This window comes from Actinoallomurus sp. NPDC052274 (genome assembly GCF_040679475.1).
In the GTDB taxonomy this organism is placed as follows: domain Bacteria; phylum Actinomycetota; class Actinomycetes; order Streptosporangiales; family Streptosporangiaceae; genus Actinoallomurus; species Actinoallomurus liliacearum.
Genome location: NZ_JBFAUT010000060.1, coordinates 22,206 through 43,462 on the forward strand (window position 1 = coordinate 22,206; position 21,257 = coordinate 43,462).

Here is a 21,257-nt window from a genome sequence, read left to right on the forward strand (position 1 = left end):
GAAACGCGCTCACGAACAACGATCACGGTACGGGCACCGTCGGTGGCCGCGACCTGCTCAACCATCGGATGCGCGAACGGCGTCACACGGGTTCCCACCGGTGACGTACGAGGTCCCGTCCCACCTCCATACCGATGAGGGGCCTGTTTCGATCCGTTCAGGGTTGAGCTGAAGGGTCAGCACAGCCGACTCCTTTCGCTGCTGAGTCAGAGCGGGGACCTGCCGGTGGCCGGTCCCCGCCCGAGATGCGGATTCTTCGGGTCACCTGGCCGTCGTGTCGTAGGTCCTGGCCCCGTCCGAGGAGCCCGCCTTCTTCTTGTAGTCGTTGCGGACCGGTGGCGTCTGCACGATGTGATGCGTCGTCCCGGTGAACAGGTGATCGGTCTCCGGCGTCGGGTCGGCGGGCGCCTCGAACGCCTCCGGCAGGGACGCCGCGCTGGTCTCGGGCGCGGTAATGGTCATCTGGTGCCTCCTTCGGGTAGGTACGCACGGCGGATGGCCGTGCCCGTCAGCATCTGCTCCGCGACGGTGCGCGGAACAGCAGCGGCCTGGACACAGTCGTTTCCACGGGGCCCGGGCGACCCGACAGGTGACCTGCTCACCGCTCACGCCGGCACCCCGATCCGCTTGAGTTCGGCGTCGGTCAGGACGACTTTGTTCGCGGCGACGACGACGTGCACGGTCTTGGATCGCTGGTCATACGTCACCCAGCGCACGGCGGCCAACTGGTCGACGATCGACAGACCGCGGCCGTACTCCGCGAGCTGGCCGCCCTGGTCCACGCCGGCGATGGGCCGGTGGTCGGGGTCGGTGACGGCCAGGTGCGCATACCGATCGGTGACGATCATTCGGATGCTGATCGGCGACATGTGGTCCGGCCATTCGCACAGCGCGCGGGCGGCGTTGACCGCGTTGGTGACGATCTCGCTGGTGATCAGCCCGATCTCGTAGGCGTCGAACGGTAGACCGAACACCTCGGACGAGGCGAAAGACCGTGCCCGGGCCACTTCGCTGGGCTGGGCACGCAGGTCACGCCACGCAGGGCGGCGAGGTGTGGGGAACGGGCGGTCGGTGACCGCTAGGTCTACTGGCACAGGGAATCACTCCCCGTCGGGGTCATCGAGTGAGATGCGGCGAGGGCAACATCACTCTGCGTATGGGACTGGTAGCTCGGTTCTCTTCCAGGGAAGCCGAGCGGACGCCTGCACCCCAGAGCATCCGTGACGCGGTACTGGTGCAGTCGTGAGGCATCTCTGCTGCATTCGCGCTGCATCGCCGATTCACGTCTTACGCTGACGTTGGCTAACTCGACGACGGCGAGTCGGCTTCATCACGCGGAGGACTTTCGATGACGGCAGCACGACGGCCTCGGCTGGCCGAACGCCGAAGAACGTGCGGGTTCACTCAGGAGTCGCTTGCCGCCGCGCTCGGGGTCGATCGATCCACTGTTGCCCGATGGGAACGCGGGCAATGTGACCCCCAGCTCTACCACCGATCCAAGCTCTGTGAGCTCCTCCAGGTCAGCCTGGAGGAGCTGGACGAACTACTGACGATCGATGCGACAAGGATGCAGGTCCACGCGTCGCCCGCTCAAAGACGGGTGCTCCAGGGGCGTGTTATCGCCCCCACAGTGGTCACACCCGATGTCGGCTCTGATGGACTGGAGGACATGAACCGTCGGGAGTTGCTTCGTCTGCTGAGCGTCGCGGGAACGCTGGTCGCGGTGCCTGATGTCGTCACCGATGGGCATGCGGATGACTCCGAGCAGATCAGCCAGTACGAGCAGCTGAACTCTCACCTGTGGCAGGTGTACGCCCTGTCGGAGTCCAAGTGGTCCGTGTACCCGGTCGTACGGCAACAACTGGACTTGCTGACCGGGAGTCTCGACCGTGCGCACTCGTCCGCCGCGCATAAGCGACTCTGCGTCGCAGCCGGGGATCTCCTCCAACTCGCCGGAGAGATCTTCTTTGACTCCGACCGGTATACCGAGGCGGCGCACTGTTACAAACTGGCGGCCGATGCGAGCAAAGAGGGCGACGCGTTCGACCTGTGGGCGTGCGCCTTGACTCGACATGCCTACCTCGGTATGTACGAACGCCGATTCGAGGACGTGATGCCGATCTTGGAGGGGGCCGCCAGGGTCGCCCGACGTGGTGATGGGCAATTGTCTACGCGGCATTGGGTCGCTGCGGTGCAGGCGGAGGCGTATGCCGGGCTGGGGGACCTCGACGCGTGCCAACGTGCCCTCGACGAAGCCGAGCAGGTGAAGGCGCTGACCGGGTCTGTGATGCCGGGCGGCTGGCTCCGCTTTGACGACTCGCGATTGGCCGAAGAACGCGGCACCTGTTACGCCACCCTGGGGCGGGCCGACTTGGCCTCGGAAGCGCTGATCAAGGCTCTCGGCGCGGCTACATCGCCGCGCCGACGCGGAAGCATCCTGACCGACCTTGCCGCCCTGGGCATGCAGACCAGAGACCTTGATCGGGTCCTTGATTACGGCGGGCAAGCGGTCGAACTGGCAGAACAGACCCGGTCGTCGGGGTACATCGGCCGCAAGCTCCGAGGATTGCGTACCCAGCTTGCCCCGTTGGCGTCCGACAGCCGGGCGGCTCAACTCAGCGAACGAATCGCCCAACTCTGAGGAGACGATATGCAGGCACAGTCGGACACCCAGCGAAGCGAAAACGGCCGTATCTTCCGGGAAGCGTGGATCGCCGGAGTGCGCAAGCACTATCCAGGTGACCCCAAACCCGGATACGTCGCCCCGTGGGACGAGACCCCCGACTGGGAACGCCAAGCCGCAAGCGCGGTGTACCGGCAAGTGGCTGATTTCGTCGCGGTGTCCGGCGGAGCAACCGACAAGCTCACCCGAGAACAAAAGGGCCGCTTTGTCGCGCTATGTTGGATCGTCCAGATTTACAAGCATATCCCTGACCCGAAACCATCCTACGTCGCGGATTGGGACGCGCTTCCGGAATGGCAACAACAGACCGATATCGATATCTTCGAAGAGATCGAAAAGCGTGCTTGATCAACGCGATTCCCCTTCGGGCTGTTCACAACGCGGTCAGGCTGCGTGACCGGACGGCTCGCACGTGACCTGAGCCGTCCGGTACGGGAAGGGAGCGACGAACCAGACGCCGGCCGTGAGCGTCGGCCCGCAGACCAGGGCCGGTGTGTTCTCGCTCCGACACGCCCTATCGTCCGGGGGCAGTGGGAATACCTGGTACCGGCCCGGCGTAGGTTGCCAGCATGAGTGATCTGGTCGCCCCGGCACCCTCACCCACCGCCATCCGTCGCGCGCTCGCCCGCGCGCGCGACGGCAAATCGCTCGACGTGTCCGAGGCCGAGGTGCTGTTGCACGCCCGCGGCGAGGACCTGGAGACGCTGCTGACGTACGCCGCCCGCGTCCGTGACGCCGGGCTCGAGGCCGCCGGCCGGCCCGGCGTGATCACCTACAGCCGCAAGGTCTTCATCCCGCTCACGCGCCTCTGCCGCGACCGCTGCGGCTACTGCACGTTCGCGACGGTCCCCGGCCGCCTGGACGCGCCCTACCTCAGCCCCGACCAGGTTCTGGAGATCGCCCGGCAGGGCGCCGAGCTGGGCTGCAAGGAGGCCCTGTTCACCCTCGGCGACCGGCCGGAGGACCGCTGGAAGCAGGCCGGCGAGTGGCTGCACGCGCACGGCTACGACGACACGCTCTCGTACGTGCGCGCGATGGCGATCCGCGTGCTGGAGGAGACCGGGCTGCTGCCCCACCTCAACCCCGGCGTGCTGGGCTGGCGGGACCTGCAGCGGCTGCGGCCGGTCGCGCCGTCGATGGGCATGATGCTGGAGACGACGTCCCGGCGGCTCTTCGAGGAGAAGGGCGGCGCGCACTTCGGGTCCCCGGACAAGGACCCCGCCGTGCGCCTGCGCGTGCTGGAGGACGCCGGCCGGTCGAACGTGCCGTTCACCACCGGGATCCTCATCGGCATCGGCGAGACGGTCCACGACCGCGCCGAGTCGATCTTCGCCATCCGCAAGGTCATGCGGGAGTACGGCGGGATCCAGGAGGTCATCGTCCAGAACTTCCGCGCCAAGCCGGACACCAAGATGCGCGCCACGCCCGACGCGGAGCTGGAGGAGCTGGCCGCCACGATCGCCGTGACGCGGGTCGTCCTGGGGCCCAGGGCGCGGGTGCAGGCCCCGCCGAACCTGGTCGACTCCGAGTACGCCCTGATGCTGCGGGCGGGCATCGACGACTGGGGCGGCGTCTCGCCGCTCACGCCGGACCACGTCAACCCCGAGCGCCCGTGGCCGCAGATCGACGAGCTGGCCGCCCGTACCGCCGACAGCGGGTTCACGCTGCGGGAGCGCCTGACCATCTACCCCGAGTACGTCCGGCGCGGCGAGTCCTGGCTCGACCCCCGCCTCGCCGCCCACGTGGCCACGCTGGCGGGCCCGGACGGCCTGGCCCGCGAGGACGTCACGCCGGTCGGCCTGCCCTGGCAGGAGCCGGACGGCAGCTGGGGGGAGGCCGGACGAACCGACCTGCACGTGGCGATCGACGCCGAGGGCCGTACGAAGGACCGCCGGGACGACTTCGACGAGGTCTACGGCGACTGGTCGGAGGTGGGGACGCGGATCCGGCCCGCCGAACGCTTCGACGCCGACGTCGCGGCGGCGCTGCGCAGCGCCGAGCGGGACCCGGCCGGGCTGTCCGACCAGGACGCCCTCGCGCTGCTGCAGGCCGACGGCCCCGAGCTGGAGGCCCTGGCGCGGCTCGCCGACGACCTGCGCCGCGACGCCGTCGGCGACGACGTGACCTACGTCGTCACGCGCAACATCAACTTCACCAACGTCTGCTACACCGGCTGCCGGTTCTGCGCGTTCGCCCAGCGGCGTACGGACGCCGACGCGTACACGCTGTCGATCGAGCAGGTCGGGCAGCGGGTCGACGAGGCCTGGGCGGCCGGGGCGACCGAGGTGTGCATGCAGGGCGGCATCCACCCGGACCTGCCGGGCACCGCCTACTTCGACCTCGCCCGCGAGGTCAAGAGGCGGGCCCCGGAGATCCACATGCACGCCTTCAGCCCCATGGAGGTCGTCAACGGCGCCGCCCGGACCGACCTGTCCATCCGCGACTTCCTGCTCGAGGCGAAGGCGGCGGGCGTGGACTCGCTGCCCGGCACGGCCGCCGAGATCCTCGACGACGACGTCCGCTGGGTGCTCACGAAGGGCAAGCTGCCGACCTCGGCGTGGATCGAGGTGGTGACGACCGCCCACGAGCTCGGCCTGCCGACGACCTCCACGATGATGTACGGCCACGTGGACACGCCCGCGCACTGGGTCGCGCACCTGAGGCTGATTCGGTCGATCCAGGAGCGCACCGGCGGTTTCACCGAGTTCGTGCTGCTGCCGTTCGTGCACCAGAACGCGCCGATCTACCTCGCCGGCCTGGCCCGGACGGGCCCGACGGCCCGGGAGAACCGCGCGGTCCACGCGCTGGCCCGCGTCCTCCTGCACGGGGCGATCCAGAACATCCAGTGCTCGTGGGTGAAGCTCGAGGACGAGCTGTGCGGTCAGGTCCTGCGGGGCGGCGTCAACGACCTCGGCGGCACGCTCATGGAGGAGACGATCAGCCGGATGGCCGGGTCGGAGAACGGCTCGTTCAAGACGATGTCGGCGCTGGAGGGACTGGCCGCTCGGGCCGGGCGTCCGGCGCGGCAGCGGACGACGCTGTACGGCCCGGTGCCGGAGGAACGGCGCGCCGCGGCGCTGGCGACCGACGGCGTCGGCCGGTTCCTGCCACTGGCCCACTGAGGGCCGAGGGGGATTCCTGTCGCCCGCCCGCTGAGGGGCGGGTGGAGGACGGACAGGGCGGTCCGGCGCCCTGTCCGCCGCGTCACCTACTTGATGAAGCGGATGACGTGGGCGGTGTGCCGTCCCGACCCGTACAGGGTGGTGACGTGCACGCTGTGCGAGCCGCGGGGCGGCGCGGCCTCGATGATCTTGTTGTTGCCGATGTAGAGCGCCACGTGGGTCGTGGAGTAGATGTCGTCACCGCTGCCCCAGAAGATCAGGTCGCCCTTGCGCAGCGACGACCAGCTCTTCTTCGGGCCCCGGCTGTACTGCTGGGTGGTGTTGGCGCCGATGTCGATGCCCGCGCCCTTGTAGAACGCGTACAACGTCAGTCCCGAGCAGTCGAAGCCGTACCGGCGGTAGTCGTTGTAGCCGCCGGGGCTCAGGCTCGCGATGCCGCAGGACGGGCCGCCCTTGCCCCCGGCGCCCCATGAGTAGCTGCGGACCTTCTCGGTCTCCGCCGTGGCGACGGCGATCACCCGGTTGACGCGGGTGGTCACCGATCCGCCGCGGGAGCCGACGGCGCCGTTGTTGCGCCCGTGCACGGCGGCGCTGCTGTAGCAGTTGCTGGAGCCGGGGGTGTCGCCGCCGCTGCTCGTGCTCCCACCGCCGGTGTTCGACGTGCCGGTGCTGCACCGGGGAACACCCGGAACGAAACCGGTGTGGCCGGTCCTGACGTAGACGTCGGTCACCCAGGCGCCGTCCGTCGTCTTGTCCCAGATGTTGGATCCGTAGGCGTACTCGCCCGGGTCCTGGCAGACGACGGGGACCTTCTGTCCCTTCTTGTACTTGTCGGCCGTGACGACCTTCGCGTTGAGCGACTTGCCGGCGCGGGTGTTCAGGGCGGCCGTGGCCACGAAGTAGTGGGCGGTCACCTTCTTGCTGGACGACGTGGACTCGACGTTCGACGACGAGCAACCGGCGAGCGCGGCGACGCCGATGGACACGGCGGCGACGCTCAGGCCGGTGACGAGTGGTCGTCTCGTGGTCATGGGCGGGTCCTTTCCTGGCGCGGCTAGGGGACCGCGCCGGTCGGGGTTGCGGGGGCAGTGATCATGGCACCGTGCGCAGAGTAATTCCGGATTTTCACAAACCCGGTCGAATCAGACACAGAATGTCACGCAAAGTAAGTACCTACTGGCGAGTATAAAAATCGCTCATTTATTCTCATTGAGCGTTCAAAGCTGATGAAGCGTTCAGAGAGTGCATTAACGGTGTAGTCCGCCGGGCGCGCTATTCTCCGGCTCATGGCCGTGACCAGGAGGGATCCCCGGGTCCGTCTGCTGGTCGTCGGAGCTGCGGTCCTCCTCGCCGGCCTGTCCACCGGCTGGTATCTCCTGCGCGACCGCCCGCAGGCCTGCCAGGGCAAGACCCTGCAGGTCGGCGTGGTGGCCGCCCCGGACATCACCCCCGCGCTCGCCGCCATCGCCGCCCGCTTCAACGTGCAGCCGCACGAGATCGGGGGACGGTGCGCCCAGATCGAGGTCGAGGCGCGGGACCCGGCGACCGTCGTCCGCTCTCTCGCCAAGGGGGACCCGGCCGGCGCGGACGCGTGGGTGCCCGACTCCTCGATGTGGCTCGACCGCGCCCGGGCCGCCGGAGCGCGGACGGTCGGTTTCGGCTCGCCGCTCGCCGCGTCCCCCGTGGTGATCGCGGCACCGCGCGCCGTCGCCGCCGAGCTGCGGGACGACGGGACCGCCGCGAGCTGGCACCTGCTGGAGAAGGCCCCGCTGCACGCGTCGGTGCGCGTCCTCGACCCGGCCCGAAACGCCGCCGGAGCCGCGGTCGCGCTGGCGGCCCGGGCCACGATCGGTTCCGTCACGGCGCGGCGCGACCCGGACCCGGACCGGCTCTACGCCTCCTTCGCCGGACTGGAGGACCTTCGCCGCCCTCTCGTGGCCGCCTCCGAACAGTCGGTCGTCGCCTACAACGACGCCCACCGGCCCAATCCGGCGTCGGTCATCGTCCCCGAGGAGGGCACTCTCCTCCTCGACCACCCGTTCGTCGCGGTGAGCGCGGACTCGCTGCGCGCCCAGGCCGCCGACGCGTTCCGCTGGGCCCTGCAGGCGCAGCAGGCCCGCGACACCTTCCAGTGGTACGGCTTCCGGACCACGGACGGCCGCATCGACGCCCGTGACGCGACCCGCCTCGGCCTCCGCGCGACCCTCCCCAAGATCCTCCCCGCCCCGACCCCGGCCCAGGTCGCCGCCGCCATGCGCGCCTGAGCGTCACGCGCGGCCGGATACGGCGGCCGGTGAGTCGGCGCCCCAGTCCCAGAGCGCCTGCAGCACCGGGCCGAGGCGCTCCCCGTGCGGCGTGAGCCGGTACCGCGTACGAGGCGGCACCCCGGTCTCCCGGCGTCGCTCGAGAACACCGGCCTCGACGAGATGCGCCAGCCGGTCGGACAGCACCTTGTCCGAAAGGCCCCGCAGCGCCGCGCGAAGCCCGCTGTAGGAGTGCTCACCGCCGAGGAGCTCCCTGATCACGAGGGTCGTCCAGCGGCCGCGCAGCGCCGCGAGCGCGACCTCCACCGGACACGCCGGCGTCGGCTCGGCGACCTCGGCGCGGGGATCGTCCGGCAGGCCGGGCCGGGGCCGACCAACCGTTTGGTGAGCCATGAAGGCGCCTCCTAGCGTCTGCAGCGTCTGAGAGATGTCTACCTGTTCCAAGGAGAGATGAATATGCGGCGGCTCGCGGAGCGTCCCGAGGACGTGCCCCTGGTGTTCGCGGAGCGGTTCAACAGCGGTGATCCCGACGCGGTGGCCGAGGTCTACGAGACCGGCGCCGTGTTCGTTCCCGAATCGGGAGCGCCGGTGACGGGCGCGGAGGTCCACGCCGCCAACGCCCGGTTCCTGGCCCTCGGGCTCCCGATCACGGTCCGTCCCCGGCACGTCCACACCACCGGTGACCTCGCCCTGCTGATCGTCGACTGGACCATCGAGGGCACGGACCCCGGCGGCCGGCCGGTGCGCATCGAGGGCACCGCCACCGACGTCGCCCGCCGTGGACCCGACGGTCATTGGCGCTACGCGATCGACAGCCCCTTCGGTGTCGCTCAGAGCGGGATGTCGTGAGTGCCGAGGATTTCCGTCGCTCCAGCGACGGAAATCCTCGGCACTGAGCTGTGCGACGTCGGGTGATCGGGTTCCTTCGCCGGCGTGAGACCGCGGCGGCTCAGCGGCGGAGGATGAAGTCCTCCGGGTCGCGGGGCGGGCGGTCGCGTGGGGGAGCGGCGGGATGGCCGACGCCGACCGCGCCCATCGGGTCCCAGTTCGGCGGCAGGCCGAGCGTCTCGCGGACGACGTCGGCGCAGAACAGCGTGCTCGACACCCAGCACGAGCCGAGTCCCTCGACGGCCAGCGCGACGAGGAGGTTCTCCACGCCCGCGCCCATGGCGACCAGGAACATCTCGCGTTCGGCGCGGGACCGGCGCGCGTCCGGGTAGTCGTGCGCGCCGTCCGCCACCAGGCACGGCACGACGAGGTACGGCGCGCGGCGCAGCACGTCGCCGCGCTTGAGCCGCCGCGTGATCGACTCCTCGCTGAAGCCGTCGCCGCGCAGGTCGGCCTCCCAGGCGTCGCGCATCGCGTCGAGCAGCCGGTCCTTGTGCTCCTCGACCAGCACGAAGCGCCAGGGCGTCGTGTGGTGCGGGGCGGGCGCGGTGATCGCGGCGGCCACCGCCCGGTGGACCGCGGCCGGGTCGACCGGCTCGGGCGCGAACTCCCGGACCGTACGGCGGGCCGTCAGCACGTCCGCCGAGCCGTACCGGAACATGTCCTCGTCGGGCGAGCGGACGAGGGCCCGCGCACCCGGCCCGTCCTCCTCGGTCACCAGGCCGGCCAGACCGCGCACGACCGCGACCGGGACGCCGGCCAGCTTGCCCTTCACGAGTTCGGCCGCCGAGGCGAGCTCGTCGGCGACCGAGACGACCGTGGCGTCGAGCCGGTTGCCGTACGCGTCGACGCGGCCCCGCAGGTCGTCCAGCGGTGAGACGCCGGCCGCGCCGATGGCGGCGTCGGTGAGGCCCAGCCGCCACGGGCGGCCGAGCGTGTCCGAGACGATCACACCGACGCGGACCCCGGTCAGCTCGCGCAGGCGCGCGCGGATGCGGCGCGCCGACGCGTCGGGGTCCTCGGGGAGGAGCAGCACCGTGCCCGGGTCGGTGTTCGACGCGTCCACGCCCGCCGCCGCCAGGACCAGGCCCTGGCGGGTCTGCACGATCCGGGTGGCGCCCCGCCGGGCCACGACCCGCACGGTCTCCGCGTCGATCGCCTTCTCCCGGTCGTCGGCGACCAGGACCCGCCCCTCCGCCTTGCTGACGATCTTGGAGGTGACGACGACCACGTCGCCGTCCCGCAGATCGGCCCCGGCGATCAGCCCGGCGACGTCGTCGCCTTCGCGCACCTCGGGAAGGCCGTCCAGCCCGAAGACCTCGAATCCGCTCACGCCAGCTCCAGGGCCAGGTCGACGGCGGCGCGGGCGATGTCCGCGGCGGCGTCGACGTCCGTCATCAGGAGCGGCCGGGAGCGGACGGCGATGCCGCCGAGGTCGCCCTCGAGCGCGGCGTCGGCGGTGTCCACGAGCCAGCCGTCGAGCAGGTCGGCGCCGTAGTGCGCGGCCACCGCTCCCGCCGAGGTCTCCACGCCGATCGCGGTCAGGCAGGCGTCGGCCATGCCGCGCACGGGGGCGCCGCCGATGATCGGGGAGACGCCCACCACGGCCTTGGCCGCGACCGCCGGGCGGATGCCCGGAACGGACAGGATCGTCCCCACGCTCACCACCGGGTTGGACGGCGGGAGGATCACGAAGTCGGCCGCGTCCAGGGCCTCGAGGACGCCGGGCGCGGGCTTGGCGTCCTCGGCCCCGACCGCCACGATCGAGCGGGCCGGGACCTGCGCGTGCAGGCGCACCCACCACTCCTGGAAGTGGACGGCCCGCCGACCCTGCTCCTCCTCGATGACGACGTGGGTCTCCACTCGGTCGTCGCTCATCGGCAGCAGGCGCACGCCGGGCTTCCAGCGTTCGCACAGCGCCTCGGTCACGGCGGACAGCGGATATCCCGCGTCCAGCATCTGCGTGCGCACGATGTGCGTCGCGAAGTCACGGTCGCCGAGGGTGAACCAGGAGGGGCCGACCTCGTACGCGGCGAGTTCCTCGCGGATCGTGAACGTCTCGTCCGCGCGGCCCCATCCCTGCTCCTCGTTGATGCCGCCGCCGAGGGTGTACATCACGGTGTCCAGATCGGGACAGACCCGAAGCCCGAAGAGTGAAATGTCGTCGCCGATGTTGCCGATTACGGTGATGTCCGCCTCCGGGGCGGCCTGCCGTAGTCCGCGCAGGAAACGGGCTCCCCCGATTCCGCCCGCCAGTGCCACGATGCGCATGCGGACAAGTCTGGCACCTCGGGGAGCGGCGGACGCCCACGGGCCGCCGGTCAGTATGCGAAGCTGGCAATGATCCGATTACTCACAGGGAGTACACGCGTGAACAACGACGCCGTGCAGCGGCTACGAGGACCCGGGGCGTGGATCCTCCTCGGTTCGGTCGTCCTGCAGTTCCTCAGCGGACTGATCGGCCTGTCCACGGGTAAGGGAACGACCTTCACGTACCGCGCCTACACCTTCGTCGCGTACGACAACTTCTTCGCGGGCGTGGCCACCGTCGCGGTCGTCGTGGTGGCGGTGGCGCTGGCGTCCCGGCTCGGCGGCCCCCCGATCGCCCAGGCCCGCAACGTCGCCCTGGCAGGCGTGATCCTGCTCGGCGTCATCGCGCTGTTCGACGTGATCGGCATCCTCGCCGGCCTCGCCGCGGGCAACGGCAGCGAGGCCGCGGTCCTGGACATCCCGGTCAGCGCGAAGCTCGCGATGTTCCTGTACGGCGTCGCGAAGCTCGCCGTGCTGGCGGTCGGCGCCTTCTACGCCTTCTCGACGTTCCAGTCGCTCCAGCCCACACCGCCGGCCGTTCCGCAGTATCCCCAGCAGGGTTACGGCCAGCCGGGGCCGCAGTACGGTCAGGCGTACGGTCAGCAGCAGCCTTACGGTCAGCCGGGACAGCCCTATGGACAGCCCCAGGTGCAGCAACCGTATGGTCAACAGTCGCCATATCCGCAGCAGGGGTACGGCCAGTCTGCTTACTATCAGCAGCGACCGGCCCAGCCCGCCCAGCCGGCGCAGCCGGCCGGGCAGAGCGAGGGTGAGTGGACGCGTGCCTACGGCAGCACGGAGCAGCCGGCGCCGCAGGAGACGAAGGAGACCTCATCGGGATCCGGGGAGTCGGATCAGTCGCCTCCCGCGGACCCGTACCGGCCTCCGGAGTAGTCGGCGACGGCAGAAACACATAACCGCGGGATTCTGTGGAGTCACTGATCGTCTCTGCAGGTCAGCACGGCTTTACGGTCGTGACACCCCGTGCCGTGCCCATTCGGCTTGACGTCCCTGGTCATACACGCGTGTAATTTCATGGGTGTAGTTCTGCCTTCCCGGGGGACTGTGTCGGGGAAGGTGACCAGGGGGGGACTCCACGGGGCGAGGAGGTGCGTCTGTGAGCGAAGTGCTCATCCCGCTGACGCACGGTGCAGACGGCGAAGAGTTGGGCTGGCAGGAGCGCGCGCTGTGCGCGCAAACCGACCCGGAAGCTTTTTTTCCGGAAAAGGGTGGCTCGACCCGTGAAGCCAAGAAAGTGTGCCGTGCCTGTGAGGTGCGGGCGGAATGCTTGGAATACGCGCTGGGGCATGACGAGCGGTTCGGGATCTGGGGAGGTCTTTCCGAACGTGAACGCCGGAAGCTCAAGCGCGCGGCAGGCTGAAATCCGCCTCCGCGGCGTCTGACGCCCGCGGCGACCATTTCACCGGGGTCCTGCCGGACGGCTTGACGCGGTCCGGCAGGGCCCGGCGGCGCGCCGCGTGAGACGCCGCCTCAGTCGTCGCGGGACTCGTAGGTCGGGTCGATGGACTCCGGCGCGAGCCCGAGCAGATCCGCGACCTCCTCGACGACCACGTCACGGACCAGCCGGACGCGGTCGCGCTCATCGTCGCCACCACGCGCCTCCACGGGCCGCCGGTACACCACGATCCGCGCCGGCCTGCCGTCCGCCGCGGGCAGCAGGCGCCCGAGCGGAACCGGATCGGCCGGGTCCACCCACGGCTCGACGGGCGGGACCTCTTCGACGGCGAACTCCACGCCTGTCAACTCGCGGCTCCACCGCTGCTCGAGCCGGCGCGCCTCCTCGCGGACCAGATCGTCGAAGCGCTCGGCGCGGGTCCGGGAGATCGGCGCATCGGGCGGCGCGAGCGGGCCGCGCAGGCCGCGTCCACGGCGGTCGCGGCGGCGTGTGCTGGAGCGTGTCACCCGGGATCGCACTCCTTGAGCATAGTCCGGACCTCGCCGGACCGCCCCCCGCACAAAGATCCGTTATGCGGTCGCGCGTCGGAAATACGGCGACACGAAGTGAGGATAGTGGCGCGGGGGCGGCAGGAGGAGATACGTTCCCGTCGTGAGCCCCGTCCGCATCTGCTCCCGCACCGCGTGCAAGCAGTCTGCTGTCTACACGCTCACGTACGTCTACGCCGACTCGACCGCTGTTCTGGGCCCGCTGGCAGCGTACGTCGAGCCGCATTGCTATGACCTCTGCGCCGAGCACGCCGAGCGCCTGACCGCCCCCGTCGGCTGGGAGCTCGTCCGCCTCCCCGCCGAAGAGTCCGAGCCGACCACTGACGACCTCGAAGCACTGGCCAACGCCGTCCGTGAGGCCGCGAAACCGGCCACGCCGCGGGAGGAACCGGTCGGGCAGGGCATCGAGGTCGGCCGGCGCGGCCATCTGCGGGTCCTCCGCTCCGACACGCCCCGCAAACCCTGATCCGCTCCCGGTAGGCTCATGACCGCAATGCGACGACCGGGCCATGAGCAGGGGGGCGCACGTGGGCGACCTGGCCAAGATCTTCAAGGCGTACGACGTCCGGGGGATCGTGCCCGATGACTTCGACGAGCGGATAGCCGAGGCGGCCGGTGCCGCCTTCGTCCGCGTCACCGGCGCCACGGCGATCGTCACCGCCCACGACATGCGCACCTCGTCGGGCCCGCTGTCCGCCGCGTTCGCGCGGGGCGCCGCCGCCCAGGGCGCCGACGTCACGGAGGCGGGCCTCGGCTCCACCGACCTGCTCTACTACGCCAGCGGCAGCCTCGGTCTGCCCGGCGCGATGTTCACCGCCAGCCACAACCCGGCCCGGTACAACGGCATCAAGCTGTGCCGGGCGGGCGCCCGGCCGATCGGCCGGGACACCGGGCTCGGCGAGATGCGCCGGCTGGTCGAGGAGGGCGTTCCCGCCCACGACGGCCCGGCGGGCACGGTCCTCGGCGCGGATCTGCTCCCGGGGTACTCCGCGCATCTGCGGTCCCTCGTCGACCTGTCGGGCATCCGTCCGCTCAAGGTCGTCGTCGACGCCGGCAACGGCATGGCCGGGCACACGGTGCCGGGCGTGTTCGCGGGTCTGCCGATCGACCTCGTCCCGCTCTACTTCGAGCTCGACGGCACGTTCCCGAACCACGAGGCCAACCCGATCGAGCCGGAGAACCTCCGCGACCTGCAGGCGGCGGTCCGCGAGCACGGCGCCGACATCGGGCTGGCCTTCGACGGCGACGCGGACCGCTGTTTCGTCGTGGACGAGCGCGGCGAGCCGGTCACGCCCTCGGCGATCACGGCCCTGGTCGCCGTACGGGAGCTGGCCAAACACCCCGGCGCGCGGATCGTGCACAACCTGATCACCTCCCGGGCCGTACCGGAGATCATCCGAGAGCACGGCGGCGAGCCCGTCCGCACGAGGGTCGGGCACTCGTTCATCAAGCAGACGATGGCCGAGGCCGGCGCCGTCTTCGGCGGTGAGCACTCCGCCCACTACTACTTCCGCGACTTCTGGTTCGCCGACTCCGGCATGCTCGCCGCGCTGCACGTCCTGGCCGCGCTCGGCGAGCAGGCGGGGCCGCTGTCCGCGCTGCTCGCCGCCTACAGCCCGTACACGGCGTCCGGTGAGATCAACTCCGAGGTCGCCGACCAGGCGGCCGCGACGGCGCGGGTGCGCGCCGAGTTCGCCGGCCGGCCCGGCGTCACCCTGGACGAGCTCGACGGCCTCACGGTCGGGCACGCCGACTGGTGGTTCAACCTGCGACCGTCCAACACCGAACCCCTCCTCCGCCTCAACGCCGAGGCGGCCGACCCTGAGACCATGGCCGCGGTGCGCGACGAAGTGCTCGCCGTCGTCCGAAAGGAAGAAAGTTGAACATCGACGCCTGGCTGCTGGAGATCCTGGCCTGCCCCAACTGCCGGGGCGAGCTGAAGGCCGACGAGGCGGCCGACGAACTCGTCTGCACCGGAACGTGCAAGTACGCCTACCCGGTGCGCGACGACATCCCGGTCCTGCTGGTCGACGAGGCACGGACCCCGGCCTGACATGACTTTTGTCGAGGTCGACCCCGGCCGCCTCGACGACCCCGAGGCGCTGGCGGCCGCCGATCCCGGAGACATGCTCCGGTGCGTCGCCTCCGCCGCGGCGCAGGTCCGCGAGGCGCGGCTCTACACCGCCGAAGCGGGCGTCGAACGCATCGCTCAGGGCGGGCGGCCCCGTGCCATCGTGGTCGTCGGCACCAGCGGCTCCGGCCTCGCCGGGGAGATGCTGGCGGCCGTCTGCGGGCAGGGCTGCCGCGTGCCGATCATGACCGTACGAGGTCACCGGCTCCCCGGCTGGGTCGGCGCGGCCGACCTGGTCATCGCCGTGTCCGGGCCGGGCGGCACCGAGGAGACCCTGACGGCGGCCGTCGAGGCCGTGCGCCGGGGCTGCCGCCTGCTGTGCGTCGGCGCCGGCGCCTCACCGCTGGCCGAGATCGCCGTCCAGGCCGGCGTGCCGTTCGTCCCCGTACGACCGGCCGGGCCGGAGCGGGCGATGCTGTGGGGCCTGACCGTCCCGCTGCTGCTCGCCGCCCGGGCGCTCGGGCTGACCGACGTCACGGCCGCGACCCTCGAACGGACGGCCGAGGTGCTGGAGGACATGAGCCACCAGTGCCGGCCGGCGAGCGAGTCGTTCGTCAACCCCGCCAAACAGGTCGCGCTGGAGCTCGCCGGCTCGCTGCCCGTCATCTGGGGCACGTCACCGCTGACCGGGGCGGCCGCCCATCGCTTCGCGAGCCGGCTCGCGGCCGACGCCGGCTACCCCGCCCTACACGGTGAGCTGCCGGCGGCCTGGCACGACCAGGCGGCGATGTTCGACGGTCCGTTCGCGGCCGGCGCGGGCGGCTCCGCCGAGGAGGACTTCTTCCGCGACCGGGTCGAGGATCCGGAGCCGACCCGGCTGTCCCTCGTGCTCGTCCACGACGTCGAGGAGCACCCGCAGGTGACCAGGCGGCGGGAGATCGCCGCCGAGTTCGCCCGCGACCGCGCCGTACCCGTGGTGGAGCTGACGACCAGGGGCACCCATCCTCTGGAACGGCTCGCCGGGCTCATCGCGCACATCGACTACATCAGCGTCTACCTGGCCCTGGCCGTCGGCGTCGACCCGTCGGCGACCATCCGGGAGCCCGAAGAGAGGAACACGTGAGTAACACCGGCCGCGCGACGGGCAGGAGCGACCGTGAGTGCTGAAGGCGGTACCAAGGCGATCATCGCGGCACTCGGGGCGAACCTCGGTATCGCGGCTGCGAAGTTCGTGGCGTTCGCGTTCACCGGATCGGCGTCGATGATGGCCGAGGGGGTGCACTCGATCGCCGACTCGGGCAACCAGGGCCTCCTGCTGCTCGGCAGCAAGCGGTCCAAGCGGGCCAGGACCCGCGAGCACCCGTTCGGCTACGGCAGCGAGCGCTACTTCTACGCCTTCATCGTCGCGGTCGTGCTGTTCACCGTCGGTGCCCTGTTCTCGCTGTACGAGGGCTGGCACAAGGTCACCGACCCCCATGACGTCGAGGACCCGATCTGGGCGTTCGGCGTGCTGATCTTCGCGATCCTCCTCGAGGGCTCCTCGTTCCGTACGGCGATGAAGGAGGCGGGCCGGACCCGGGGCAAGCAGAGCTGGGTGTCCTACATCCGCCGGGCCAAGGCGCCTGAGCTACCGGTCGTGCTCCTGGAGGATTCCGCGGCCCTGCTCGGCCTGGTCATCGCCTTCGTCTGCGTCGCGCTGGCGGTCGTCACCGGCAACGGGATCTGGGACGGCGTCGGCTCGATGGCCATCGGCGTGCTGCTGGCGTTCGTGGCGATCGTGCTGGCCATCGAGACCAAGAGCCTGCTGATCGGTGAGGCGGCCGCCACCGAGGTGGAGAAGCGGATCGTCACCGAGCTCGAGTCGGTCGACGAGGTCGACCGCGTCATCCACATCCGGACGCTGCACGTCGGCCCGGAGGAACTGCTCGTGGCAGCGAAGATCGCGGTGACCCACGACGACACCGCCGCCGAGGTCGCCAGGGCGATCGACGCGGCCGAGAAGCGCGTACGGGCCGCCGTCCCGATGGCCCGCCACATCTACCTCGAACCCGACCTGGACCGCTCCGGCGTGCCGGACGCCTCGTAGCCCTTAGGGAACCGCTTCAAACGGGCACCCGCTGAACGAAGACCGCCGACCCCACGGTACGGGGTCGGCGGTGATTGGTCGGTGCGGACGGCGAAGACTCCGGTCACACCCTGTCGGTCGTACGGCCCCGCCGGCGTCCGCGGATGAAGCCCCCGACGAACAGCGCCACCACGCCGGCACCGCAGATCAGCAGGCCGGCCATGTGCACCATCGGGGGGAAGTCGATGTGGCGGAGCATGGGCTCCCTCCAGGTCTTCTTTGTAGTGATGCTTACGGAAGGAAACCGTCCGTGACGAAGCCCCGGCGGCAAGCCGTGCCCGGCTTTCACTCGCCAGGACGCCCGCATGACATAACGGTATAAAAGGTGCAGCCCTCCGCCCGGTGGCGGAGGGCTGCTGTGCTGGCAGGGACCGCGTCAGCGGTCCTCGTTCGGCGCCGTCACTCGGTCATCCGAGCGATCGGCGGGACCGGCTGAGCTACTGGACCGGGAACGGCAGCGGGTCGCCCGGCCCGGGCTGCGGAAACGGGTTCGGGCACGGGTTGGTCGGCGGCTGCGGCCTGGTGGGGTTCCTGGTCATGGACGTGCTCCTTCTCTGCGCTGTGGTCACCGTCCGCGCTTTTGGCGTGGTCGGCCTCGGTCCGGATGGATCCGAGTGATCTAGACAGTACGACGTCCGGTGCTCGGCGCAATCCGATCTCGGGGAAGACCTCGGCTCGGCTGGTCCGATGAGTGCTGCCGGAAAGATGATGGGGCTATCCGGGGGAGCCGCCGGGGGTGACCAGGCCGGACTCGTAGGCCAGGACGACGGCCTGGGCGCGGTCGCGCAGGCCGAGCTTGGTGAACACGCGGGCGACGTGCGTCTTGACCGTGTGCTCGCTCACCACGAGACGGGCGGCGATCTCGGCGTTGGACAGGCCCCCGGCGATCAGTTGGAGGACCTCGGTCTCCCGGGCGGTGAGCGTCTCCAGCGCCGGGACGGGCGTCGGCCTGTCCCGCCGCTGCCGGGCGAACTCCCGGATCAGCCGTCCCGTCACCTGCGGGGCCAGCAGCGCGTCGCCCCGGGCGACGACGCGCACGGCGGCCACGAGGTCGTCGGCGGTCGAGTCCTTCAGCAGGAAGCCGCTCGCCCCGGCGGCCAGCGCCTCGTAGACGTACTCGTCCACGTCGAACGTCGTCAGCACCAGCACCCGCGTCGATCCGCCGGCCGGGTCGGCGAGGATGCGCCGCGTGGCCTCGATGCCGTCCATCTTCGGCATCCTGATGTCCATCAGCACGACGTCGGGCCGGTGGGTCTCGGCGAGGCGCACGGCCTCCCGCCCGTCACCGCACTGCCCGACGACGTCGATGTCCGGCTGGGCGGCGAGGAGGGCGGCGAAGCCGGCCCGGACGATCGTCTGGTCGTCGACGATCAGCACTCGAATCACGATCGACGATTCTGGCCTACCGGAAGCTCCGCCTGCACCGCGAATCCGCCTTCCGGCCGCGGCCCGGCCGCGAACCGGCCGCCGAGCATCGTCGCCCGCTCGCGCATGCCCACGAGGCCGTGGCCCATGACCTTCGTACGGCCGTCGTTCACCGTCGTGGGCGGGGCCGTCGTGCCGTCGTCGGTGACGCGGACGGCGAGCCGGTCGCCCTGGTAGTCCAGTTCGACGTTCACCTGGGCGCCCGGGGCGTGCCGCCGCGCGTTCGTCAGGGCCTCCTGCACGATCCGGTACGCCGACAGCTCGATCGTCGTCGACAGGGGCCGGGCGCTGCCGCGTACGGTCAGCCGCGCCTCGCCGCCGGCGCCGCGGTGCGAGTCGATGAGCTCGCCCAGCCGGTCCAGTCGCGGCTGCGGCGTCACCTCCGGCTCGGCGCCGGGTTCGGCGCGCAGCACGGTCAGCAGCCGGCGCATCTCCTCGAGGGCCTCCCGGGCGGCGCCCGCGATCTCACCGAAGCCCTTCTTGGCCTCGGGGGACAGCTCCCGCATCGTGTACGGGGCCGTCTCCGCCTGCACGGCGATCATCGAGACCGAGTGGGCGACGACGTCGTGCAGCTCGCGGGCGATCCGGGCGCGCTCCCGCAGGATGGCCTGCTCACGCTGGGCGGCGTTGAGCTGGGTGAGGGTCTCGCTGCTGCGCTCCCGCTCCTCGTCCACGCTCGCCTCGGCGGTCTCCACCGTACGGCGGGCGTCGCCCAGGCCGATGGCGGCGATGACGGCCGTGAACCCGGCCAGCCACGGAATGTCGTCCAGGCTGCCGGAGGCGAGGTACACCACGCCGACGGCGACGACGCTGCACACGCCGAGCACGCCCGTGGACTGGCGGGGGAGCTGCTGGGCGAGGAGGAACAGCGTGTACAGCCCGGCGAAGGCCGTCGTCAGCAGGACCTGCTGCCCGGACAGCAGGCTTGCGGCGAGCGCGCCCAGCACGATCGCCGACGCCGGCCGCAGCGACTCCCGGCGGAACATCAGCGGCAGCGTCGCCGCCAGCGCGAACGCGCCGGGCAGGCTCACGACCTGAAGGTGGTGCAGGGGCAGCTCGATCAGGGCCGCCACGGCGAGGATCGCGCCCGTCACCGGACCGTACGCCCACGACTCCCCGAACCGGCGCCAGGCGTGCACCCAGCGCAGCAGCGGCGGCGTCTTGGGCGGCCGGGCCGGCGGGGCGGGCGCTCCCGCCGGGGTCGGCGGCTGCCGGGTGAACAGGGTGCCGTCCGGCGTCGCGTACGCGGGCGGTCCGCCGTAAGGCGGAGGCGCCGCGGGCGGAGTGCTCCGGCCGTACAGGGCGGCGACGAGGCGGCTGGTGATCGGGCGCAGGAGCCGGCCGATCCCGGTGAGGATCCACAGAAGGACCTGGCCCACCGCGGTCACGACCTGTGCGGCCACGCGCCACGCCGTCGGTCCGGCCTCGTGGAGGAAGTCAGGCTTGTCGCTGGTCACTCTTTACCATGACATGTCTTCGGGGGTGTTCGCCTCACCGTACGGAGCGATTCCGTCTCGGCCCTGAGTGCCCCGATGTCCACCTCTGGAACGATTCCGGATCCATCCTTGCGGGGGACGACCTGCCGCCGTCCGCGGCGTACTTTTGCACTGTGACGAGGCGCCGGCGCTCTCGTACTAGGGGGTCCGAGGTCGCCGGCGTCCGGGCCGGGCCATCTGGATCTCGGGGGTTCGGATGGCGCGGCCGATCGTCCCTCGCCGAGGTGGCCGCAGTCCGTCCGGGTCTCCCGCGGGTAATGTCCCGTGGACGGCTGGTCGGGGCGACCATGGGCTGGGGAAGGCCCCGATCCGGCCTCCTCGGCGAGGGCCGCACTCGAAGGCCCGCCGATCATGCCGGCGGACGCGCCGGCCTCGGGCCTCCACGGCCCGTCCGCGCTGACCGGGCCGGTCGTCGCCGGTGGGCTGCTGGACGATGAGCCCACGCGGAGGCCACGACCGCCGTACCGGCGATCGGCTCCCTGATTCTGAAGTCAGAAATTGCTGGTGCCACATCACAGCGCGGCAGCGCGCTTCGCATTGGGTCTCTGGTCCTAACCGCACCGGGGCCAGAGGCTCAATTTCGGCCCTCGGGAATCACATCCCCCATCCGCGTCCGAGGGGGCGATGCTCGGCGTCCGCGGAGATGGGGTTTCCGGCGAAGTGAGCGAGAACACGTGAAGCCAATTGCGGCGTAAGGCGGGGGATGTGGCGCAAGGCCCTCTTCCGGCGATACGATCATCGCGCCGGATCTCACCCCCTGCCAATCGAAGGTGAGTTCTCCACTCCCGACACCCGCGGCGGAGAACGCTGAGACGCCTCGCGCAAGGAATGGTCCGGTACATGTACCCCACTCCCCATCGGTGGCTCAGGAACGCGCACATCATGCCCCGGGCAGATCGAGCACGCTC

General features: G+C 70.9%; 22 protein-coding genes. 12 read left to right on the plus strand and 10 right to left on the minus strand.

The features are described 5' to 3' along the window. Nucleotides 1–261 precede the first annotated feature (261 nt). Both AB0K82_RS35935 and AB0K82_RS35940 read right to left on the minus strand, forming a co-directional pair. Nucleotides 262–462 carry a hypothetical protein gene (locus tag AB0K82_RS35935; protein WP_364405607.1) on the minus strand — a complete coding sequence of 67 codons (201 nt, stop codon included), beginning with the start codon at nucleotides 460–462 and terminating at the stop codon, nucleotides 262–264. A gap of 143 nt (nucleotides 463–605) precedes the next feature. Continuing rightward, nucleotides 606–1,094 carry an ATP-binding protein gene (locus tag AB0K82_RS35940; protein ID WP_364405609.1) on the minus strand — a complete coding sequence of 163 codons (489 nt, stop codon included), beginning with the start codon at nucleotides 1,092–1,094 and terminating at the stop codon, nucleotides 606–608. A gap of 254 nt (nucleotides 1,095–1,348) precedes the next feature. On the opposite strand from AB0K82_RS35940, the gene AB0K82_RS35945 reads away from it, so the two are divergent. From AB0K82_RS35945 to AB0K82_RS35955, 3 genes are all read left to right on the plus strand, one after another. Next, entirely contained in the window at nucleotides 1,349–2,641 is a 1,293-nt protein-coding gene (locus AB0K82_RS35945; protein ID WP_364405611.1) for a helix-turn-helix domain-containing protein, read from the plus strand. Between the two features lie 9 nt (nucleotides 2,642–2,650). Next, entirely contained in the window at nucleotides 2,651–3,031 is a 381-nt protein-coding gene (locus AB0K82_RS35950; protein ID WP_364405613.1) for a hypothetical protein, read from the plus strand. Nucleotides 3,032–3,252: 221 nt separating this feature from the next. Next, on the plus strand, nucleotides 3,253–5,805 hold the full coding sequence (locus tag AB0K82_RS35955; protein WP_364405615.1) for a bifunctional FO biosynthesis protein CofGH: 2,553 nt from the start codon (nucleotides 3,253–3,255) through the stop codon (nucleotides 5,803–5,805). An 86-nt stretch (nucleotides 5,806–5,891) separates the two neighbouring features. Here AB0K82_RS35955 and AB0K82_RS35960 read toward each other — a convergent pair whose 3' ends face one another. After that, the gene (locus AB0K82_RS35960; RefSeq protein ID WP_364405617.1) at nucleotides 5,892–6,836 is read right to left on the minus strand and encodes an NlpC/P60 family protein; all 945 of its coding nucleotides are present in this window, start codon (nucleotides 6,834–6,836) and stop codon (nucleotides 5,892–5,894) included. 255 nt (nucleotides 6,837–7,091) lie between these two features. Between AB0K82_RS35960 and AB0K82_RS35965 the strand changes: the two genes are divergently transcribed. Next, on the plus strand, nucleotides 7,092–8,069 hold the full coding sequence (locus AB0K82_RS35965) for a substrate-binding domain-containing protein (RefSeq protein ID WP_364405618.1): 978 nt from the start codon (nucleotides 7,092–7,094) through the stop codon (nucleotides 8,067–8,069). 3 nt (nucleotides 8,070–8,072) lie between these two features. Here AB0K82_RS35965 and AB0K82_RS35970 read toward each other — a convergent pair whose 3' ends face one another. Continuing rightward, entirely contained in the window at nucleotides 8,073–8,462 is a 390-nt protein-coding gene (locus tag AB0K82_RS35970) for a helix-turn-helix domain-containing protein (protein WP_364405620.1), read from the minus strand. Between the two features lie 63 nt (nucleotides 8,463–8,525). On the opposite strand from AB0K82_RS35970, the gene AB0K82_RS35975 reads away from it, so the two are divergent. Next, a complete protein-coding gene (locus tag AB0K82_RS35975) occupies nucleotides 8,526–8,918 on the plus strand; it encodes a DUF4440 domain-containing protein (RefSeq protein ID WP_364405622.1) in 393 nt (130 codons plus the stop codon). A gap of 100 nt (nucleotides 8,919–9,018) precedes the next feature. Here the strand turns inward: AB0K82_RS35975 and AB0K82_RS35980 are convergent, their stop codons facing one another. Together AB0K82_RS35980 and cofD are read right to left on the minus strand one after the other, a co-directional pair. Beyond that, a complete protein-coding gene (locus tag AB0K82_RS35980) occupies nucleotides 9,019–10,290 on the minus strand; it encodes a coenzyme F420-0:L-glutamate ligase (RefSeq protein ID WP_364405624.1) in 1,272 nt (423 codons plus the stop codon). Then, the gene (gene cofD, locus AB0K82_RS35985; RefSeq protein ID WP_364405626.1) at nucleotides 10,287–11,228 is read right to left on the minus strand and encodes a 2-phospho-L-lactate transferase; all 942 of its coding nucleotides are present in this window, start codon (nucleotides 11,226–11,228) and stop codon (nucleotides 10,287–10,289) included. The genes AB0K82_RS35980 and cofD overlap by 4 nt, the downstream gene beginning before the upstream one ends. Nucleotides 11,229–11,327: 99 nt before the next feature. Here cofD and AB0K82_RS35990 point away from each other — a divergent pair, with 99 nt between their 5' ends. Both AB0K82_RS35990 and AB0K82_RS35995 read left to right on the plus strand, forming a co-directional pair. Continuing rightward, a complete protein-coding gene (locus tag AB0K82_RS35990) occupies nucleotides 11,328–12,161 on the plus strand; it encodes a hypothetical protein (RefSeq protein ID WP_364405628.1) in 834 nt (277 codons plus the stop codon). Nucleotides 12,162–12,384: 223 nt separating this feature from the next. Then, a complete protein-coding gene (locus tag AB0K82_RS35995) occupies nucleotides 12,385–12,648 on the plus strand; it encodes a WhiB family transcriptional regulator (protein ID WP_364405630.1) in 264 nt (87 codons plus the stop codon). Between the two features lie 110 nt (nucleotides 12,649–12,758). Here the strand turns inward: AB0K82_RS35995 and AB0K82_RS36000 are convergent, their stop codons facing one another. After that, nucleotides 12,759–13,190 (minus strand): metallopeptidase family protein, encoded by a 432-nt coding sequence (locus tag AB0K82_RS36000; RefSeq protein ID WP_364405632.1) that lies wholly within the window; start codon nucleotides 13,188–13,190, stop codon nucleotides 12,759–12,761. 145 nt (nucleotides 13,191–13,335) lie between these two features. Here AB0K82_RS36000 and AB0K82_RS36005 point away from each other — a divergent pair, with 145 nt between their 5' ends. From AB0K82_RS36005 to AB0K82_RS36025, 5 genes are all read left to right on the plus strand, one after another. Further along, nucleotides 13,336–13,698 carry a DUF3499 domain-containing protein gene (locus AB0K82_RS36005; protein WP_345353391.1) on the plus strand — a complete coding sequence of 121 codons (363 nt, stop codon included), beginning with the start codon at nucleotides 13,336–13,338 and terminating at the stop codon, nucleotides 13,696–13,698. 61 nt (nucleotides 13,699–13,759) lie between these two features. Next, a complete protein-coding gene (locus AB0K82_RS36010) occupies nucleotides 13,760–15,115 on the plus strand; it encodes a phosphomannomutase/phosphoglucomutase (protein ID WP_364405667.1) in 1,356 nt (451 codons plus the stop codon). Next, the gene (locus AB0K82_RS36015) at nucleotides 15,112–15,285 is read left to right on the plus strand and encodes a Trm112 family protein (RefSeq protein WP_345353393.1); all 174 of its coding nucleotides are present in this window, start codon (nucleotides 15,112–15,114) and stop codon (nucleotides 15,283–15,285) included. Before AB0K82_RS36010 ends, AB0K82_RS36015 begins: the two co-directional genes overlap by 4 nt. Before the next feature lies 1 nt (nucleotide 15,286). Further along, the gene (locus AB0K82_RS36020) at nucleotides 15,287–16,426 is read left to right on the plus strand and encodes an SIS domain-containing protein (RefSeq protein ID WP_364405634.1); all 1,140 of its coding nucleotides are present in this window, start codon (nucleotides 15,287–15,289) and stop codon (nucleotides 16,424–16,426) included. A 33-nt stretch (nucleotides 16,427–16,459) separates the two neighbouring features. Further along, complete coding sequence (locus tag AB0K82_RS36025; RefSeq protein WP_364405636.1) at nucleotides 16,460–17,389, plus strand: cation diffusion facilitator family transporter; 930 nt, start codon at nucleotides 16,460–16,462, stop codon at nucleotides 17,387–17,389. Between the two features lie 103 nt (nucleotides 17,390–17,492). Here the strand turns inward: AB0K82_RS36025 and AB0K82_RS36030 are convergent, their stop codons facing one another. From AB0K82_RS36030 to AB0K82_RS36040, 3 genes are all read right to left on the minus strand, one after another. Next, the gene (locus AB0K82_RS36030) at nucleotides 17,493–17,627 is read right to left on the minus strand and encodes a hypothetical protein (RefSeq protein WP_364405638.1); all 135 of its coding nucleotides are present in this window, start codon (nucleotides 17,625–17,627) and stop codon (nucleotides 17,493–17,495) included. Nucleotides 17,628–18,142: 515 nt separating this feature from the next. Continuing rightward, nucleotides 18,143–18,814, minus strand: a complete 672-nt coding sequence (locus tag AB0K82_RS36035; RefSeq protein ID WP_364405640.1) for a response regulator transcription factor — start codon at nucleotides 18,812–18,814, stop codon at nucleotides 18,143–18,145. Continuing rightward, the gene (locus AB0K82_RS36040; RefSeq protein ID WP_364405642.1) at nucleotides 18,811–20,310 is read right to left on the minus strand and encodes a sensor histidine kinase; all 1,500 of its coding nucleotides are present in this window, start codon (nucleotides 20,308–20,310) and stop codon (nucleotides 18,811–18,813) included. Before AB0K82_RS36040 ends, AB0K82_RS36035 begins: the two co-directional genes overlap by 4 nt. Nucleotides 20,311–21,257 lie beyond the last annotated feature (947 nt).

Bases quoted from the DNA above. Each gene is read 5' to 3' on its own strand.
- AB0K82_RS35950 (WP_364405613.1), top strand. From the start codon at position 2,651: ATGCAGGCACAGTCGGACACCCAGCGAAGCGAAAACGGCCGTATCTTC.
- AB0K82_RS35935 (WP_364405607.1), bottom strand. From the start codon at position 462: ATGACCATTACCGCGCCCGAGACCAGCGCGGCGTCCCTGCCGGAGGCG.
- cofD (WP_364405626.1), bottom strand. From the start codon at position 11,228: ATGCGCATCGTGGCACTGGCGGGCGGAATCGGGGGAGCCCGTTTCCTG.
- AB0K82_RS35965 (WP_364405618.1), top strand. From the start codon at position 7,092: ATGGCCGTGACCAGGAGGGATCCCCGGGTCCGTCTGCTGGTCGTCGGA.
- AB0K82_RS35960 (WP_364405617.1), bottom strand. From the start codon at position 6,836: ATGACCACGAGACGACCACTCGTCACCGGCCTGAGCGTCGCCGCCGTG.
- AB0K82_RS35975 (WP_364405622.1), top strand. From the start codon at position 8,526: ATGCGGCGGCTCGCGGAGCGTCCCGAGGACGTGCCCCTGGTGTTCGCG.
- AB0K82_RS35955 (WP_364405615.1), top strand. From the start codon at position 3,253: ATGAGTGATCTGGTCGCCCCGGCACCCTCACCCACCGCCATCCGTCGC.
- AB0K82_RS36030 (WP_364405638.1), bottom strand. From the start codon at position 17,627: ATGCTCCGCCACATCGACTTCCCCCCGATGGTGCACATGGCCGGCCTG.
- AB0K82_RS35945 (WP_364405611.1), top strand. From the start codon at position 1,349: ATGACGGCAGCACGACGGCCTCGGCTGGCCGAACGCCGAAGAACGTGC.
- AB0K82_RS36020 (WP_364405634.1), top strand. From the start codon at position 15,287: ATGACTTTTGTCGAGGTCGACCCCGGCCGCCTCGACGACCCCGAGGCG.
- AB0K82_RS35970 (WP_364405620.1), bottom strand. From the start codon at position 8,462: ATGGCTCACCAAACGGTTGGTCGGCCCCGGCCCGGCCTGCCGGACGAT.